17 protein-coding genes are annotated in these 16686 nt (G+C 38.0%); all 17 read left to right on the top strand.

Going from position 1 to position 16686, the window contains the following annotated elements:
- The first annotated feature begins 53 nt into the window (after positions 1–53).
- The 17 genes from mnmE (at position 54) to AC0UA9_RS13055 (ending at position 16673) form a co-directional block, all read left to right on the top strand.
- Entirely contained in the window at positions 54–1472 is a 1419-nt protein-coding gene (gene mnmE / locus AC0UA9_RS12975) for a tRNA uridine-5-carboxymethylaminomethyl(34) synthesis GTPase MnmE (RefSeq protein ID WP_475660525.1), read from the top strand.
- Between the two features lie 361 nt (positions 1473–1833).
- Positions 1834–2301: a flavodoxin domain-containing protein gene (locus AC0UA9_RS12980; protein ID WP_475660526.1), complete on the top strand. Its 468-nt coding sequence runs from the start codon at positions 1834–1836 to the stop codon at positions 2299–2301.
- A 423-nt stretch (positions 2302–2724) separates the two neighbouring features.
- Entirely contained in the window at positions 2725–4617 is a 1893-nt protein-coding gene (gene mnmG / locus AC0UA9_RS12985) for a tRNA uridine-5-carboxymethylaminomethyl(34) synthesis enzyme MnmG (RefSeq protein WP_475660527.1), read from the top strand.
- Positions 4618–4666: 49 nt separating this feature from the next.
- Complete coding sequence (gene rsmG / locus AC0UA9_RS12990; RefSeq protein WP_475660528.1) at positions 4667–5302, top strand: 16S rRNA (guanine(527)-N(7))-methyltransferase RsmG; 636 nt, start codon at positions 4667–4669, stop codon at positions 5300–5302.
- A 43-nt stretch (positions 5303–5345) separates the two neighbouring features.
- Complete coding sequence (locus tag AC0UA9_RS12995) at positions 5346–6176, top strand: ParA family protein (protein ID WP_475660529.1); 831 nt, start codon at positions 5346–5348, stop codon at positions 6174–6176.
- 14 nt (positions 6177–6190) lie between these two features.
- Positions 6191–7114: a ParB/RepB/Spo0J family partition protein gene (locus AC0UA9_RS13000; RefSeq protein WP_475660530.1), complete on the top strand. Its 924-nt coding sequence runs from the start codon at positions 6191–6193 to the stop codon at positions 7112–7114.
- A gap of 370 nt (positions 7115–7484) precedes the next feature.
- Positions 7485–7868, top strand: coding sequence for an ATP synthase subunit I (locus tag AC0UA9_RS13005; RefSeq protein ID WP_475660531.1), 384 nt, complete (start codon positions 7485–7487; stop codon positions 7866–7868).
- Positions 7869–7915: 47 nt separating this feature from the next.
- Positions 7916–8770, top strand: a complete 855-nt coding sequence (gene atpB / locus AC0UA9_RS13010) for a F0F1 ATP synthase subunit A (RefSeq protein WP_475660532.1) — start codon at positions 7916–7918, stop codon at positions 8768–8770.
- 60 nt (positions 8771–8830) lie between these two features.
- The gene (gene atpE, locus AC0UA9_RS13015; protein ID WP_475660533.1) at positions 8831–9076 is read left to right on the top strand and encodes a F0F1 ATP synthase subunit C; all 246 of its coding nucleotides are present in this window, start codon (positions 8831–8833) and stop codon (positions 9074–9076) included.
- A gap of 40 nt (positions 9077–9116) precedes the next feature.
- Positions 9117–9587: a F0F1 ATP synthase subunit B gene (gene atpF, locus AC0UA9_RS13020; protein ID WP_475660534.1), complete on the top strand. Its 471-nt coding sequence runs from the start codon at positions 9117–9119 to the stop codon at positions 9585–9587.
- A gap of 12 nt (positions 9588–9599) precedes the next feature.
- Positions 9600–10148, top strand: coding sequence for a F0F1 ATP synthase subunit delta (gene atpH / locus AC0UA9_RS13025; RefSeq protein WP_475660535.1), 549 nt, complete (start codon positions 9600–9602; stop codon positions 10146–10148).
- Between the two features lie 15 nt (positions 10149–10163).
- Positions 10164–11705, top strand: coding sequence for a F0F1 ATP synthase subunit alpha (atpA, locus tag AC0UA9_RS13030; protein WP_475660536.1), 1542 nt, complete (start codon positions 10164–10166; stop codon positions 11703–11705).
- Positions 11706–11743: 38 nt separating this feature from the next.
- Entirely contained in the window at positions 11744–12607 is an 864-nt protein-coding gene (atpG, locus tag AC0UA9_RS13035) for a F0F1 ATP synthase subunit gamma (protein WP_475660537.1), read from the top strand.
- A gap of 106 nt (positions 12608–12713) precedes the next feature.
- Positions 12714–14099, top strand: coding sequence for a F0F1 ATP synthase subunit beta (gene atpD / locus AC0UA9_RS13040; RefSeq protein WP_475660538.1), 1386 nt, complete (start codon positions 12714–12716; stop codon positions 14097–14099).
- 82 nt (positions 14100–14181) lie between these two features.
- On the top strand, positions 14182–14604 hold the full coding sequence (locus tag AC0UA9_RS13045) for a F0F1 ATP synthase subunit epsilon (RefSeq protein WP_475660539.1): 423 nt from the start codon (positions 14182–14184) through the stop codon (positions 14602–14604).
- A gap of 215 nt (positions 14605–14819) precedes the next feature.
- Positions 14820–15632: a hypothetical protein gene (locus AC0UA9_RS13050; protein WP_475660540.1), complete on the top strand. Its 813-nt coding sequence runs from the start codon at positions 14820–14822 to the stop codon at positions 15630–15632.
- Between the two features lie 3 nt (positions 15633–15635).
- Positions 15636–16673 (top strand): extracellular solute-binding protein, encoded by a 1038-nt coding sequence (locus tag AC0UA9_RS13055; protein WP_475660541.1) that lies wholly within the window; start codon positions 15636–15638, stop codon positions 16671–16673.
- Positions 16674–16686: the final 13 nt, after the last annotated feature.

The following is a 16686-nucleotide window of genomic DNA, read 5'->3' on the forward strand; positions in this document are numbered from 1 at the left end:
CAGACCAAGTATTATTTTCAACGATTCAACAATTTATAGGCATAAATTACTCAATGACATCATTACCCAGTGGAAAATCAACTATTGCAGCACAAGCTACCGCACCAGGTCGCGGAGGCGTTGGTATAATTCGCGTTTCAGGTCCGGAAGCAAAAAATGTTGCCCAAGCAATATTAGGTAAAGTTCCTGAAATAAGAAAAGCGGAATACTTACCTTTTTCAAATGCTAACAATGAAATACTTGATCAAGGGATTGCTTTGTACTTTAAAGCGCCTAATTCATTTACAGGTGAAGATGTGATTGAATTTCAAGGCCATGGCGGCCCTGTTATTCTAGATATGTTATTAAAAGCTATTCTAGCCTTACCTAATATTGTGATGGCTAAGCCAGGCGAGTTTAGTGAGCAGGCTTTTTTAAACGATAAACTCGACTTAACACAAGCAGAAGCTATTGCAGATTTAATTAACTCAAGCTCAGAACAAGCAGCTCGGTCTGCCCTGCACTCTCTACAAGGTAACTTTTCTAAATTAGTTAACGAAATGGTGGAAAATATCATTCATCTACGCATGTATGTAGAAGCCGCTATTGATTTTCCAGAAGAAGAAATTGATTTTCTTGCCGACACAAAAATTGTTACTGACCTAAAAGCCATCATTAGTAATGTTGAAGCGGTTCGAAAACAGGCACAACAAGGCAGCATTATTCGTGAAGGAATGCGAGTGGTTATAGCCGGCCGGCCTAATGCTGGTAAATCAAGCTTACTCAATGCGTTAAGCGGTAAAGAAAGTGCCATTGTTACCGATATTGCCGGTACTACACGTGATGTATTAACAGAACAAATTCACATTGATGGTATGCCGCTGCATATTATAGACACTGCTGGTTTACGCGATAGTGATGACAAAGTAGAACAAATTGGCATTGAACGCGCTTGGCAAGAAATAAAACAAGCGGATCGCGTATTGTTAATGGTGGATGCCAGTACCAATCATGATATTTTAGAAAGCGAACAAGATATTAAAGATTATTATCCTGAATTTTTTGAAAAGCTCCCCAACAACATTGGTTTAACCTTGGTAAGAAATAAAGCCGATTTAAACCAAGCTATTCTTGAAAAAGATATTGGTTTAGCTGAGTTTACCGATGAAAATAATAAAGATCATATCTCAATTACCTTATCAGCAAAAACAGGTGCAGGCGTTGACAGCTTAAAAGAGCACTTAAAAGCGATTATGGGCTACCAAGGTAGCACTGAAGGTGGCTTTATGGCTAGAAGACGCCATTTAACCGCTTTAAATAATGCTCATCAGCATTTACTGACAGGGTTAGATCAACTAGAGTCTTATGTAGCCGGTGAAATTCTTGCAGAAGAACTAAGAATTTGTCAGTTGGAACTTGATCAAATCACCGGTGAATTCACCAGCGATGACTTGCTAACTAAAATATTTAGCTCTTTTTGTATTGGAAAGTAAACCTTAAATTAACATAAAACCGTTAAAATATTTACCTATTTTAACGGTACGCATACTGTACACAAAAAGTTTCTTGCCCGACCTTAACACTGAAATATTCTCTACCGCCTTGCCATTTGATCACACCAAAAGTAACAACATCTGTAAATTGATCCAATACCTGTAATGTTCATTGTCGCATATATAGTGCATAAGTAAGCGCTATTATTTAATACAATAATAAACTCATCAACCGAGCACATAATGATAAGTGATCTGGCATCAAACCATAAAGCTAAACAACAAAAATATCAGTTAAGTTAAAGCAATTATAATAATACAATAAGACTATTATTAACCCATTAATGAGCAAAAATTAAACATGAATACATTTCAAATAATCGTAGGAAGCATGCTTGGTGGCACAGAATATGTTGGTGAAGCCTGTGAAGAACAGCTAAATAAACTTAACCATGACGTAAATTTACACTTAAACCCTAATTTTAATTCGATCCTTAAAGCAACTTTTTCACAAGATCCTGCCAAAAAAACCACTTGGCTCATTTGTACTTCCACTCACGGCGCTGGTGATTTTCCTGACAACATACAAGAATTTGTTAAAGATCTTAAAAATTGTGAACAAGATCTATCCTCAATAAGTTTTATGATCATCGCCATAGGAGATTCTAGTTACGATACCTTTTGCAAAGCCGGCTTTGATTTAAATAACATATTAATAACAAAGGGTTGTAAGGCCTTACTAGAAGTTAAAACCCTGGATATGAGTAAAGATATTGATCCAGAAGATCTTGCACAATTATGGTTAACGCAAAACAAAGATCTTTTATAACTTTTTATACATTAATTACTCACAAAAATGTGCTTTAAAAAACCATATTGTGGATAAAAACATGCATAACCTATTAATTTACTATTATTATTCCGTGTGTAGAATAAGTTTTTTATTAGCCTGTGCATAACTACCACTTCTGATCACCGCTTATAAGTGACTTGATCATCTCTTGATCACAAAGTTATCATTGCGTTAAACCAATAGGATCATTAAAGAAAAGATACTTACCCACAAAAAATGGCTTGCCTAATAAGTAAAAGTAATAAGATCTATTTAAAGATCTTATATATATTAGAGAGATCGAGCGAGGATCTTTTTACGCATTTGATCGTTTCACAATTGGAAAAAAAACGGTAAAATACGTTTCCTAATTTTTGTTAAAGTTATTTTCTTTACTTATATTTTCTAAGGTTAAAATTTATGTGGTATCAAGAGTCGTATGATGTGATCGTTGTTGGTGGTGGCCATGCAGGCACTGAGGCTGCGTTAGCATCTGCCCGAATGGGTTGTAAAACGCTTTTGCTAACCCATAATATCGATACATTAGGACAAATGTCATGTAACCCTGCCATTGGTGGTATTGGTAAAGGACATTTGGTAAAAGAAATTGATGCACTCGGTGGTTTAATGGGCACAGCAATAGACCACAGCGCAATTCAATTTAGAACACTCAACGCAAGTAAAGGTCCTGCAGTTAGAGCGACAAGAGCACAAGCAGACCGAGTACTATATCGAAATTTTGTTCGTCATTACTTAGAAAACCAAGAAAATTTAACTATTTTTCAACAACCTTGCGACGATTTAATTTTAGAAAATGATCGTGTCGTGGGTATTTCTACTCAAATGGGGCTAAAATTTAAAGGAAAAACAGTAGTGCTTACTGTTGGTACTTTTTTATCAGGCTTAATACATATTGGGTTAAATAATTACCAAGGTGGGCGAGCTGGCGATCCTGCAAGCATGAATTTATCGACTAAAATGCGCGATATGCCTTTTAGAATGGATCGTTTAAAAACAGGAACCCCACCCCGTTTAGATGCCCGGTCACTAGATTTTTCTGTAATGGAAGAACAAATTGGTGACACACCAGACTCGGTATTCTCATTTATGGGATCAGCAAAGGATCATCCTAGACAAGTCTCTTGTTTTATTACCCATACGAATGAAAAAACACATCAATTTATTCGTGATGGTTTAGATAGATCCCCGATGTATTCAGGAGTAATTGAAGGAATTGGTCCACGTTACTGCCCTTCCATTGAAGATAAAATAACACGCTTTGCTGATAAAACATCACATCAAATATTTGTTGAACCTGAAGGGCTAACCACCCATGAAATTTACCCAAACGGCATTTCAACTAGCTTGCCTTTTGATGTACAAATGAATTTAGTACGTTCAATAAAAGGCTTTGAAAACGCATTTATTACACGCCCTGGTTACGCGATAGAGTATGATTACTTTGATCCAAGAGATTTAAAACAAACATTAGAAAGTAAGTTTATTGAAAACTTATATTTTGCTGGGCAAATAAATGGCACCACAGGTTATGAAGAAGCTGGTGCGCAAGGATTAATTGCCGCCACTAATGCAGCAAACCGCGTAAAAGAACGGGATGAGTTTACCTTAGGCCGTGACCAAGCCTACATGGGAGTATTAGTTGATGATTTAGCTACCTTAGGGACCAAAGAACCCTACCGTATGTTTACTTCACGAGCGGAATATCGTTTATTATTACGAGAAGACAATGCTGATATTCGTTTAACTGAAAAAGGCCGATCAGTTGGCTTAGTAGATGATCTTCGCTGGCAACGTTTTAACGAGAAAATGGAAAACATTGAACTAGAACGTCAACGGTTAAAAGATAACTGGGTGCAAAAAGATCAAAGTAATATTGAACAAGTCAATAAATTACTCAAAGCACCTATGAGTAAAGAAGCTAGCCTTGAAGATCTTATACGTCGTCCAGAAGTACGTTATGAAGATTTAATGAAAATAGAAGGTTTAGGTCCAGCAATTGCCGACACGCAAGCAGCTGAACAAATCGAAATACAAATAAAATATGCAGGTTATATTGACAGACAACTTGATGAAATAGCAAAAAAGAAGCGAAATGAAAATACTTTGATCCCAAAAGATTTTAATTATCAAGAAATATCAGGCCTTTCAAATGAGGTGATTGCTAAATTAAAAGATGCTCGTCCAGAAACACTCGGTAAAGCTTCAAGAATTTCAGGCATAACACCAGCGGCTATTTCCTTATTATTGGTTTATTTGAAAAAGCATGGATTACTCAGTAAAAAAATAGCGTAAAACCGTACTTAAACTAAATCCGATAATAATTTTATTTAGAAAAACGAATATGACCTTAATATCAAAACTTGAAAGCTTACTGAGTAAAACTACTTTGCAACTTTCACCACAACAAGTAGACTTGCTTGTTCAATATGTTGAGCTGTTGCATAAGTGGAATAAAGCTTATAACTTAACCTCTGTTCGAGATCCACAAGAAATGCTTATTAAGCATATTATGGACAGCTTAATGGTTGGTGAATTTTTACAAGGCGAACGTTTTATTGATGTAGGTACAGGCCCAGGCTTACCCGGTATCCCACTGGCAATCTTATACCCACAAAGAAAATTTGTTTTATTAGATAGTTTAGGAAAACGTATAACTTTTCTTAGGCAAGTAATATTTCAATTAAAATTAACCAATGTTCAAGCAGTTAAGTCTCGAGTTGAAGAATACCAAGGTGAACTACCTTTTGACGGTGTATTAAGCAGAGCCTTTTCATCACTTAATGATATGGTTACCTGGTGTTCCCATTTAATTGAAAGTGAACAAGGTCAGTTTTTTGCATTAAAAGGCCAATACCCCATTGATGAATTGTCTAATTTACCAGACAATATTACTTTAGTATCAAGCCATGAAGTTAAGGTGCCTGAATTAATAGGCGAACGTCATGTGCTTATCTTGAAAAAGCTACAGAATAGCTAACCCTACTTTAAGTAGGCGTTATAAAATAATAATAGAGGCATTTGTGGGAAAAATAATAGCTGTTGCAAATCAAAAAGGTGGTGTCGGCAAAACAACAACGGCAGTTAATCTAGCTGCCTCGTTAGCAGCGACTAAACGTAAAATATTATTAATCGATCTTGATCCGCAAGGCAATGCAACTATGGCCAGCGGCATCGATAAAAATAATGTATCCGCCACTTGTTACGAATTACTGATAGAGGAAAAATCAGTTGAAGAGGTTGTACAGCAAGAAACAACCGGCCTATATGATTTAATTGCAGCAAATACAGATGTAACTGCTGCGGAAATAAAATTAATGGAAGTTTTTGCCCGTGAACAACGTTTAAAAAGCGCACTAGCACCAGTTAAAAACTATTATGATTTTATTATTATAGACTGCCCACCCTCACTAAATATGTTAACGGTAAATGCAATGACAGCCGCTGACTCAGTTTTAGTACCAATGCAGTGTGAATATTATGCCTTAGAAGGGTTAACCGCCCTAATGGACACGATATCAAAACTCACCGCAGTGGTGAATGACAAGCTACACATTGAAGGTATTTTACGCACTATGTATGACCCGCGTAACCGTTTAGCCAACGATGTTTCTGAACAATTAAAGCGTCATTTCGGTGATAAAGTCTATCGGAGTGTCATTCCCCGAAATGTCCGCTTAGCTGAGGCACCTAGCTTTGGTTCACCAGTCATGTATTATGATAAATCCTCAACCGGAGCCAAAGCCTACTTAGCATTAGCGGGTGAAGTTTTACGTAAAAATAACACTGAAAAAAACAATACAACGAATACCGCTAATAGTAAGCCAATTACTAGCCAAGAATCTGCAGAATAATGTCAAGGAATATTATGAGCCCAGCAAAAAAAAGAGGTTTAGGCAGAGGCCTCGACGCATTACTTACACCGCAAGTAAAAACTTCCCCAGTAAAAGAACACAGTGAAGAAAATACCGACAAAAACACGCTTAAAGACGGTGATTTAAGTAAAATAGCCACTAATAAATTGTCGCCAGGCAAGTACCAGCCACGTAAAGATATGTCTGATGCAGCACTTGAAGAGCTTTCATTGTCTATTCAGTCGCAAGGTATTATTCAACCTATTGTGGTTCGGTTAATTAATACTGACAGTAATGGTGAAAGGTTTTATGAGATTATCGCCGGTGAACGTCGCTGGCGTGCTGCACAATTAGCCCAGCTAAAAGAAGTCCCCTGCTTAATAAAAGATGTACCAGATGAATCAGCGGTAGCCATTGCTTTAATAGAAAACATTCAACGAGAAGATCTCAATGCCATGGAAGAAGCGGTTGCATTAAATCGCTTATTAAGTGAATTTGATCTCACCCACCAAGAAGTAGCTTTAGCGGTAGGAAAGTCACGCACTACAGTAACAAACCTTCTACGGTTAAATAACCTAGACAGTGAAGTAAAAACATTTTTAGAAAATGGTGATATAGAAATGGGTCATGCTCGTGCATTACTCGCACTGGAGCATTCGTTACAAGCAGAGGCAGCAAGAACAGTTGCGACAAAAGAGCTAACTGTTAGAGAAACAGAAGCGTTAATTAAAAAAATTCAAAATGCTAATTCAGAAAGCCCCAAAGAAGAAAAAAAGATAAAAGAAAAAGACCCCGTAAGTATGGATTTTGAACAAAACCTGACAGAAAAGTTAGGCTTAAAAGTGGCTGTTTCTCATAATAAAAAAGGTAAAGGTAAGCTGGTAATCTCGTACGCCAATTTAGCAGAATTAGAAGCGTTTATGTCTAAAATAAAATAATACTCATAAGGATAAAGTTAGGGGGATTATGTTTGAACAATATTGCAGAAATAGAGCTCATGCAAAATAGTTTAATTCAACTGACTTCATTAGCTATAGCGACAAAAGATAACTTTTTTACATTTTGGTAACTCTCATTGTAAACTTTTACTACTTTAGTTGTATTTTTTAAATTTATGTTAATTATTAGCATAAAAAAAATGAGTTAAACGCCCTATTTTCTTGCAATAAAAGACAACTTAAGTATACTTGCGCAAACTTTTTATCATTAAAGTTTTTACTTTAAAAGACTCGTTAAAATACGATTGTATTCGTAATAAAACAGTGATTATTGTTAATAGCTTTTAAAACCAGTTTTTTAGTAACGTTTATGAGTAATAGATTAGTAAAAGCAGGGCGTAAATTTGCCCTGTCACACATATTATTCACCACTGCTTTAATGATATTAACAGTCTTGGTAATTTACCTTATATGGGGTGTTACTCATGCCAAATCAGCTTTTGTTGGTGGCACAGTAGCCATAATACCCAATGTTATTTTCGCCTTTAAAGCATTTAAATATGCAGGGGCACAGTCGGCTAAAAAAGTGGTTGAGTCCTTTTATAGCGGCGTAAAAATGAAAATGCTATATACCGCGTTATTATTTGCGTTGGTTTTTAAGTTTTTAGAAGTTATACCTTCAGCATTTTTAAGTACATATTGCGTAGTGGTTTTTTTTCCACTACTACAGCCAATATTTTTAACAAAACGTTAAATATATTGGTAAAAAAAATTTATAAACTTTAACTTTGGGATAATAAAATGGCAGAAGAAGTTACTCTCTCAAGCCATATCCAGCATCATTTAACTAATGCAAAAATGTGTACAACCGATAGTGGTTTAGCATTTAATAAAGCATGTAGTGACAGTGGTTTCTGGACATGGCATGTAGATACCCTCGCTTGGTCTATTGGTTTAGGTCTATTGTTTTTATGGCTTTTCCGTAGAGCAGCTAATAAAGCAACTGTAGGTGTACCTGGAAAATTTCAATGTTTTATTGAAATAATTATTGAATTTGTTGGTGATAATGCCAGCAAAACCTTTCAAGGCAAGAGTAAATTAATAGCTCCATTGGCCCTAACTATATTTGTTTGGGTATTCTTAATGAACTTAATGGATTTAATACCTGTTGATTTCTTACCCGCCTTTGCTGGTTTTGTAGGTGAAACTGCATTTGGTATGGACTCACATGATGTTTATATGAAAATAGTACCAACAACAGATATTAACCTGACAGCAGCTTTAGCTTTAGGTGTGTTTTTGTTGATGATAGCTTATTCAATAAAAATCAAAGGGCTTGTTGGTTTCATCAAAGAACTGACTTTACACCCATTTAGTTCAGATAATAAACTTGCCATGGTGTTTTTAATACCTTGTAACTTATTACTTGAAACAATTGCATTATTCGCTAAGCCATTCTCGTTAGCACTGCGTTTATTCGGTAACCTGTATGCTGGTGAATTAATCTTCATCTTAATTGGCGGTATAGGTTTAATGCAACTTCCGTTGCACTTTGTTTGGGCTGTGTTCCATATACTAGTAATTACATTGCAAGCATTCCTCTTTATGATGCTGACGATTGTTTACTTAAGTATGGCAAGTTCGGACAATCACTAATTTTTAACTTTAACTTTAACTTTAACTTTAATTTATAATTAAAAACTCTGGAGAAAAAAAATGGAACAATTATTAACAATGCCTGAAGCAGTTAAGTTTATCGCTGTTGCTTTACTAATCGGTTTTGGTGCTATCGGTACTGCTGTCGGTTTCGGTAATATGGGTGGTAAATTCTTAGAAGCATGTGCACGCCAACCAGAATTAGCACCATCATTACAAGTTAAAATGTTCATTTTAGCTGGTTTAATCGATGCTGTTGCAATGATCGGTGTTGGTATCGCGATGGTATTATTGTTTGTACTTTAATTTCATTCTTTGAACAGCTTACTATTAAGGAGGAGCGGTTGTGAATTTAAACGCCACTCTAATTGGTGAATTAATAGCATTTATCGTTTTTGTTTGGTTCTGCATGAAGTTTGTATGGCCACCATTAAACAATGTTATTGAAGCTCGCCAGAAAAAAATCGTAGATGGTTTAGCTGCTTCAGACCGTGCTGAAAAAGACTTGGAATTAGCCCAAGAAAAAGCTACGGCCCAACTAAAAGAAGCGAAAGCGCAAGCGGCTGAAATTATTGAAGTCGCAAAAAAACGTGAAGCGCAAATAGTTGAAGAAGCTGCTGTGAAAGCAGAAGCTGAGAAAATAAAAATCTTAGCGGCTGGTCACACAGAAATTGAAACTGAACGTAACCGTGCAAAAGAAGAATTGCGTCAACAAATCGCTATTCTTGCTATTGCCGGAGCCGAGAAAATTCTTGAACGTTCTATCGATGCCGCTGCACACAGCGACATCTTAGACAAATTCGTCGCTGAACTTTAAGAGGATAGAGCTATGTCTGAATTGACAACCATCGCTCGTCCTTATGCTAAAGCAGCGTTCGATTTCGCTCAGCAAAAGAGCGCCGTTGAAGCTGGAGCAATTGATAACTGGGTTTCCCAATTATCTTTTGCTGCTGAAGTAGCAAAAGATAAAACCATTCAAGGTTATTTATCAGGTGGTGCTTCGGTTGAGCAGGCACAAACATTATTTTTAAATGTATGTGGCGAGCAAGTAAACAGTGAGGGCCAAAATTTTATAAAAATTTTGGCAGAAAACGAACGTTTGTTGGTGCTACCACTTATTCTTGAACACTTTTTAGCGTTAAAAGCTGAGTTTGAACAAGAAATTGTTGTGGAAGTAACCTCTGCTGTAGAAATTACAGAAGAGAAAAAAACAGCACTTAGCGCCGCGCTTGAAAAGCGCTTGGCACGTAAAGTAAAGCTTAATTGTAATATTGATGCAAACCTTGTCTCAGGCTTAACTATCCAAGCAGGCGACCTGGTTATTGATGGCTCTATTCAAAGTAAATTAAGCCGTTTAGCAACAACACTACAATCCTAGATAAGGGAACAGAGCATGCAACTGAATTCCACTGAAATCGCTGAACTGATCAAAAACCGTATTGAACAGTTTAACGTTGTCAGCGAAGCTCGCAACGAAGGTACTATCGTTTCTGTAACAGACGGTATCATTCGTATCCATGGCCTTGCCGATGTAATGCAAGGTGAAATGATCGAACTTCCTGGTAGCCGTTATGCTATCGCGTTAAACCTTGACCGTGACTCGGTCGGTGCGGTAGTTATGGGTCCTTATGCTGATTTAGCCGAAGGACAAAAAGTTAAAGGTACTGGCCGTATTTTGGAAGTACCTGTAGGTCGTGGTCTTTTAGGCCGCGTAGTAAACACATTAGGTGAACCAATTGATGGCAAAGGCCCAATTGATAACGATGGCTTCTCTCCTGTAGAAGTTGTTGCACCGGGTGTTATCGACCGTCAATCAGTAGACCAACCAGTACAAACTGGTATTAAGTCAATTGACGCTATGATTCCAATTGGTCGTGGCCAACGTGAATTAATCATTGGTGACCGTCAAATCGGTAAATCAGCGATTGCATTAGACGCCATTATCAACCAAAAGAACACAGGTATTAAGTGTATTTACGTAGCCATTGGCCAAAAAGCCTCTACTGTTGCTAACGTAGTACGTAGTTTAGAAGAGCACGGCGCACTTGCTAATACTATTGTTGTTGTAGCATCAGCTTCTGAAGCAGCAGCGTTACAATACCTAGCACCTTATGCTGGTTGTTCAATGGGTGAATACTTCCGTGACCGTGGTGAAGACGCATTAATCGTTTATGATGATTTATCAAAGCAAGCAGTTGCTTACCGTCAAATCTCATTATTACTTCGTCGTCCGCCAGGCCGTGAAGCCTACCCAGGTGATGTTTTTTACCTTCATAGCCGCTTATTAGAACGAGCTTCAAGAGTAAATGCCGCTTATGTTGAAAAATTCACCAACGGTGAAGTAAAAGGTAAAACAGGTTCATTAACAGCATTACCTATTATTGAAACACAAGCCGGTGATGTATCAGCTTTCGTACCAACAAACGTAATTTCAATTACTGATGGTCAAATATTCTTAGAGTCTGATTTATTTAACTCGGGTATTCGTCCTGCGGTAAATGCTGGTTTATCAGTATCTCGTGTTGGTGGTGCAGCGCAATCGAAAATCATCAAAAAATTAGGTGGTGGTGTTCGTTTAGCATTGGCTCAATACCGTGAATTAGCAGCTTTTGCTCAGTTTGCCTCAGACTTAGATGACGCGACTCGTGCTCAATTAGAGCATGGACAACGTGTAACAGAGTTAATGAAGCAAAGACAATACAGTCCATTATCTGTGGCTGAAACAGCTGTTTCTTTATTTGCTGCTGAAAAAGGCTTCTTGAACGACGTTGAAATTAGCAAAGTTAATGACTTTGAAGACGCGTTACAAAGCTACATGAACAGTGAAGCAGCTGAGCTTATGGCTACGATCAACGAGTCAGGTAACTACGATAAAGACATTGAAGCAGGTTTGACAAAAGCACTTGAAAATTTCAAGTCTACCCAAACTTGGTAAGACGTTTTTAATTAAGTAATCTTTTCGGAGAGAGAGTCATGGCCGTTGGTAAAGAAATAAAAACCAAAATTGCGAGTGTAAAAAACACTCAAAAGATCACAAACGCTATGGAAATGGTTGCCGCTTCTAAAATGCGTAAAGCACAAGAAAGCATGGCAGCTTCTCGTCCGTATGCAACAAATATACGAAACGTGATCGGTCATATTGCGCTGGGTAACTTAGAATATCGCCATCCTTATATGGAAGAGCGTGAAGTTAAGCGTGTTGGCTATATTGTTGTATCAACAGACCGTGGTTTGTGTGGTGGTTTAAATATTAACTTATTTAAACAAGTGCTAGCTGATGCTGCTAATTGGCAGGGTCAAGGAGCTGAAGTTGAATTTGCAGTGGTTGGTTCAAAAGCAACCTCTTTTTTCAACAACATGGGCGCTAAAGTCACTGCACAAATATCTGGCTTAGGTGATAAACCTTCACTCACTGATTTAGTTGGTAGTGTGCAGGTTATGCTCAGAGCTTATAATAATGGTGAAATTGATAAGTTGTTTATAGTGTACAACAAGTTTGTTAATACTATGACTCAAGCACCAACTGTTGATCAGTTATTGCCTTTACCTAAATCTGACGATGTTGATATTAAGCATCGCTTTGATTATATCTACGAACCAGATGCTAACATTTTGTTAGATAAACTATTAGTTCGTTATGTAGAGTCGCAAGTATACCAAGGTGTGGTAGAAAACCTAGCCTGTGAACAAGCTGCCCGTATGGTAGCCATGAAAGCCGCCACAGATAATGCTGGCGACTTAATTGATGATTTACAACTGGTATACAACAAAGCACGTCAAGCATCAATAACTCAAGAATTGGGTGAAATTGTTGCAGGTGCAGCAGCGGTTGGTTAAAGAATAACTTGCTTCACTTTGTTAAGTGAAGTACACAACGTTTTCGTAATTTAACGACAAGCTAACTTCGCAAAGCGTCGATTAGCTTAAATTAAGAGGAATAAACATGAGTACAGGTAAAGTCGTCCAAATCATTGGCGCAGTTGTGGATGTTGAATTTCCACAAGATGCCGTACCTCAGGTATACCACGCAGTAAAAATAACCGAAGGCGACCTTGCCGGTTTAGTACTTGAAGTTCAACAGCAGCTTGGTGGCGGTGTTGTACGTACTATTGCAATGGGTAGCTCAGACGGTTTGCGTCGTGGCCTGAATGTAGAAAATACAGGAGATGGTATCCAAGTACCTGTTGGTGTTGAGACTTTAGGTCGCATCATGAACGTACTAGGTGAGCCAATCGATGAAGCAGGACCTATCGGCGAAAAAGATCGTTGGGCTATTCACCGTGAAGCACCAGCCTACGCAGAACAGTCAATGTCTAACGAATTGTTAGAAACAGGCATTAAAGTAATCGATTTAGTTTGTCCATTCGCTAAGGGTGGTAAAGTTGGTCTTTTCGGTGGTGCTGGTGTTGGTAAAACAGTAAACATGATGGAACTTATCCGTAACATCGCGATTGAACACAGTGGTTACTCAGTATTTGCTGGTGTTGGTGAGCGTACACGTGAAGGTAACGATTTCTATCACGAAATGAACGACTCTAACGTACTTGATAAAGTATCACTGGTTTATGGTCAAATGAATGAGCCACCGGGTAACCGTTTACGTGTTGCCATGACAGGCTTAACTATGGCAGAAAAATTCCGTGACGAAGGTCGTGATGTATTATTCTTCGTAGATAACATTTACCGTTATACCCTTGCCGGTACCGAAGTATCAGCACTGTTAGGCCGTATGCCATCAGCGGTTGGTTACCAACCAACACTTGCTGAAGAAATGGGTATCCTACAAGAACGTATTACTTCAACTAACAAAGGCTCAATCACGTCAATCCAAGCGGTATACGTACCAGCGGATGACTTAACTGACCCTAGCCCTGCAACGACCTTTGCTCACTTAGATGCAACTGTAGTACTTTCTCGTTCTATTGCTGAACTGGGTATTTACCCAGCAATTGACCCATTAGATTCAACTTCTCGTCAACTAGATCCATTAGTTGTTGGTGCAGAGCATTATGAAGTAGCTCGTGGTGTACAAACAGTATTACAACGTTATAAAGAATTAAAAGATATCATCGCCATCTTAGGTATGGATGAATTATCTGAAGAAGATAAGCAAACTGTATCTCGCGCACGTAAGATTCAACGTTTCTTATCTCAACCATTCTTTGTTGCAGAAGTATTTACAGGTTCTCCAGGTAAATATGTATCATTAAAAGATACTATTGCAGGATTCAAAGGAATTTTGGCTGGTGAATATGATGCTATGCCTGAGCAAGCATTCTACATGGTTGGTTCTATTGACGAAGCCGTAGAGAAAGCTAACAAGATGTAATCAACGGTAGGTTGCCTTTTAAGGTGTCATATAAATTTATGATAGGCTAACGCCCAACCTACAACTTAAGAGGTTGAGTCAAATGGCATTATTAACTGTTAATCTGGATGTGGTAAGCGCACAAGAAAGTTTATTTTCTGGCTTTATTAAATCATTACAGATCACAGGTAGTGAAGGTGAATTAGGTATTTTACCTGGTCACGCACCTTTACTGACCTCACTAAAACCTGGAATGGCACTTATCACTAAAAAGGACGGTAGCGAAGAGGTTATCTACCTTTCAGGTGGTATGTTAGAAGTTCAACCAAATCATGTAACAGTACTTGCCGATGTAGCAACACGTGCTGGTGATTTAGATGAACAAGCCGCCTTAGAAGCTAAACAGCGTGCAGAAGCAAACATGAATGCCCATGGCACTGATGTAGATTATGCTACTGCCGCCGCTGAATTAGCACGCGCAGTTGCGCAATTACGTGTTATTCAAGTGACAACTAAAAAGAGCTAAACAAACGCTTTAATGAAGTTAAACACTATAGGTTTAGTGAATTAAATGTTAAATGCCCTGTTACCAAAAGTGACAGGGCATTTTTGTTAGTGACGATAATAACTAAGTTTAAAAAGAACTGTTGCCGAGAACACCATTCTCTTTAGCAAGACAAGACTTGAGAATGATTATCATTTATATATAATGTAACCATGATTACTTAAGGAAATTTAATAATGAAATTATGCTCAAAAAAAGTTCAAAAGGTGTTGTCAACGTTAGTATTACTCACTGGTTTTACAGCCTTTCAAGCATTGGCTAATGGCAACATTGGGGAACATGTTAACCACCTGTCAGATAATATAAAAAAATATGAAGAAGAAGTGAATTGGCTAGCCACTAAGGTCGACAACATAGTCACGACTTATAAAAAAAGTGGCGCTAAAGCGGCACAGCCAGAAGCTTTAATAGCGCATTGGGAAGCGGTTGATTTTCATGCGGCAATTGAAACTAACTATGTGCTTATTTATGCTTCAATTTGGCAAGGTTTATATGGTGTTAAAACGGCTATTGATGAAAAATCTTCGCTTGCGAATGTTAAAACAGAGCAAGAAAAATTACAAAGAGCCCTTTGGCAAGCATTAGGCGCGGTTAAAATGGCGGCCAAGTTTCAAAGTGAAGGTTTATTGGCCGAGGTTGCCGTAATGGATGAAGCACCTAAAAACTCAATTGAAGCCCTTGTTATTATTGACCAAAAATTACATTCTGTTGTGGCTAAGTATGCAGAAAAACTAACAGATACTGCAACAAATATGGTGCATGACACCTACCTTAACTTATTTGAGGGTGTTGAAGGAGAGTTGATCGCTTTAGACGCTGAATTAGTTGAAAGCTTAGAAAAAGATTTTAACGTAACTTTACCACTAGCCATTAAAAACAATAAAACTGTTGATCAAGTACGTGATATTGTAACCGTAATGAGTGGTAAACTAACGAAAGCTAAAATTTTATTGACCAATAAAGCAAAAACTAAAAAGGATATATTCTAATTTATGCAATCTAGAACATTTACGAAAACCCTCGCGTATATCTTGGCTATAACTGTGTTGCCTTTTTTGTCTGCACTAAGCTTTGCTGCACCTAGCCAAGATGTTTCGGTCGATGATTTACCCGAGTTAACTGGGCAGCTAACCTTATACTTAGGCCGAGGTGAGGGTGGGTTATACGAAGATGTTCTTGAGGCAATTAAAAAACGCAATCCTAACCTTACCTTACGTGTACGTCGTGGGCCAACGGCTGCTTTAGCAAATACCATTATGGCAGAAGCTAAAGCAGGTGTGCGCCAAGCAGATTTATTTTGGGCTGTAGACTCCGGTGCTATTGGCCAAATAGTTGGTGCAGGGTTGGCACAACAGTTACCAACAGATTTAACTGAACAACTCCAACGTGAATTTCGGTTTAGTCATTGGGCGCCTATTTCTGGGCGTATCCGTACCTTACCTTATAACCCTAAGCGGGTAACTGTAGACAAAATACCTGATGATATTATGGCATTACCAGAATCAGGTTTATCGATAGCTTGGGCACCTGCGTACGCGTCATTTCAGTCTTTTGTAACTGCTATGCGTATACTCGAAGGCGATGAAGCAACAACAAAGTGGCTAAAAGCCATGAATAAAAAAGCTAAAAAATATGCCGGTGAATTAGGCGTTGTTATGGCGGTTGAGCGAGGCGAGGTTGACATAGGCCTAGCTAATCATTATTACACCTTACGACTTAAATCGGGTAAGCCTCAGGCAAATTTAGCCTTAGCATTCACTAAAAACGATGCCGGCAGCTTAGTCAATGCGTCGGGCGTGTTAGCACTGAGCGACAACAAAACGGCAACAGACTTTATTCGCTATTTATTATCTAAAGAAGTGCAAAATTACCTTTCAAGTGAAGCCTATGAGATCCCTTTAGCGGGGCAACTGCTCCCACCAGGCGGTATTCCAAGTTTGACGGAAATTTCACCGCCCGTTATAGATTTAACCAAACTGGCTGATTTAAGGCCAACCTTAGTGTTAATGCGTAATGCAGGGGTTTTATAATTTATATGATAAC

Source organism: Colwellia sp. F1 (genome assembly GCF_056238625.1).

What these genes read in the sequence shown, in the direction of transcription:
- mnmG (WP_475660527.1), top strand. Translation starts at nt 2,725, where the DNA reads ATGTGGTATCAAGAGTCGTATGATGTGATCGTTGTTGGTGGTGGCCAT.
- AC0UA9_RS13045 (WP_475660539.1), top strand. Translation starts at nt 14,182, where the DNA reads ATGGCATTATTAACTGTTAATCTGGATGTGGTAAGCGCACAAGAAAGT.
- AC0UA9_RS12980 (WP_475660526.1), top strand. Translation starts at nt 1,834, where the DNA reads ATGAATACATTTCAAATAATCGTAGGAAGCATGCTTGGTGGCACAGAA.
- AC0UA9_RS13055 (WP_475660541.1), top strand. Translation starts at nt 15,636, where the DNA reads ATGCAATCTAGAACATTTACGAAAACCCTCGCGTATATCTTGGCTATA.
- atpH (WP_475660535.1), top strand. Translation starts at nt 9,600, where the DNA reads ATGTCTGAATTGACAACCATCGCTCGTCCTTATGCTAAAGCAGCGTTC.
- AC0UA9_RS13005 (WP_475660531.1), top strand. Translation starts at nt 7,485, where the DNA reads ATGAGTAATAGATTAGTAAAAGCAGGGCGTAAATTTGCCCTGTCACAC.
- atpA (WP_475660536.1), top strand. Translation starts at nt 10,164, where the DNA reads ATGCAACTGAATTCCACTGAAATCGCTGAACTGATCAAAAACCGTATT.
- atpG (WP_475660537.1), top strand. Translation starts at nt 11,744, where the DNA reads ATGGCCGTTGGTAAAGAAATAAAAACCAAAATTGCGAGTGTAAAAAAC.
- atpB (WP_475660532.1), top strand. Translation starts at nt 7,916, where the DNA reads ATGGCAGAAGAAGTTACTCTCTCAAGCCATATCCAGCATCATTTAACT.
- rsmG (WP_475660528.1), top strand. Translation starts at nt 4,667, where the DNA reads ATGACCTTAATATCAAAACTTGAAAGCTTACTGAGTAAAACTACTTTG.
- atpD (WP_475660538.1), top strand. Translation starts at nt 12,714, where the DNA reads ATGAGTACAGGTAAAGTCGTCCAAATCATTGGCGCAGTTGTGGATGTT.
- atpE (WP_475660533.1), top strand. Translation starts at nt 8,831, where the DNA reads ATGGAACAATTATTAACAATGCCTGAAGCAGTTAAGTTTATCGCTGTT.
- mnmE (WP_475660525.1), top strand. Translation starts at nt 54, where the DNA reads ATGACATCATTACCCAGTGGAAAATCAACTATTGCAGCACAAGCTACC.
- AC0UA9_RS13000 (WP_475660530.1), top strand. Translation starts at nt 6,191, where the DNA reads ATGAGCCCAGCAAAAAAAAGAGGTTTAGGCAGAGGCCTCGACGCATTA.
- AC0UA9_RS13050 (WP_475660540.1), top strand. Translation starts at nt 14,820, where the DNA reads ATGAAATTATGCTCAAAAAAAGTTCAAAAGGTGTTGTCAACGTTAGTA.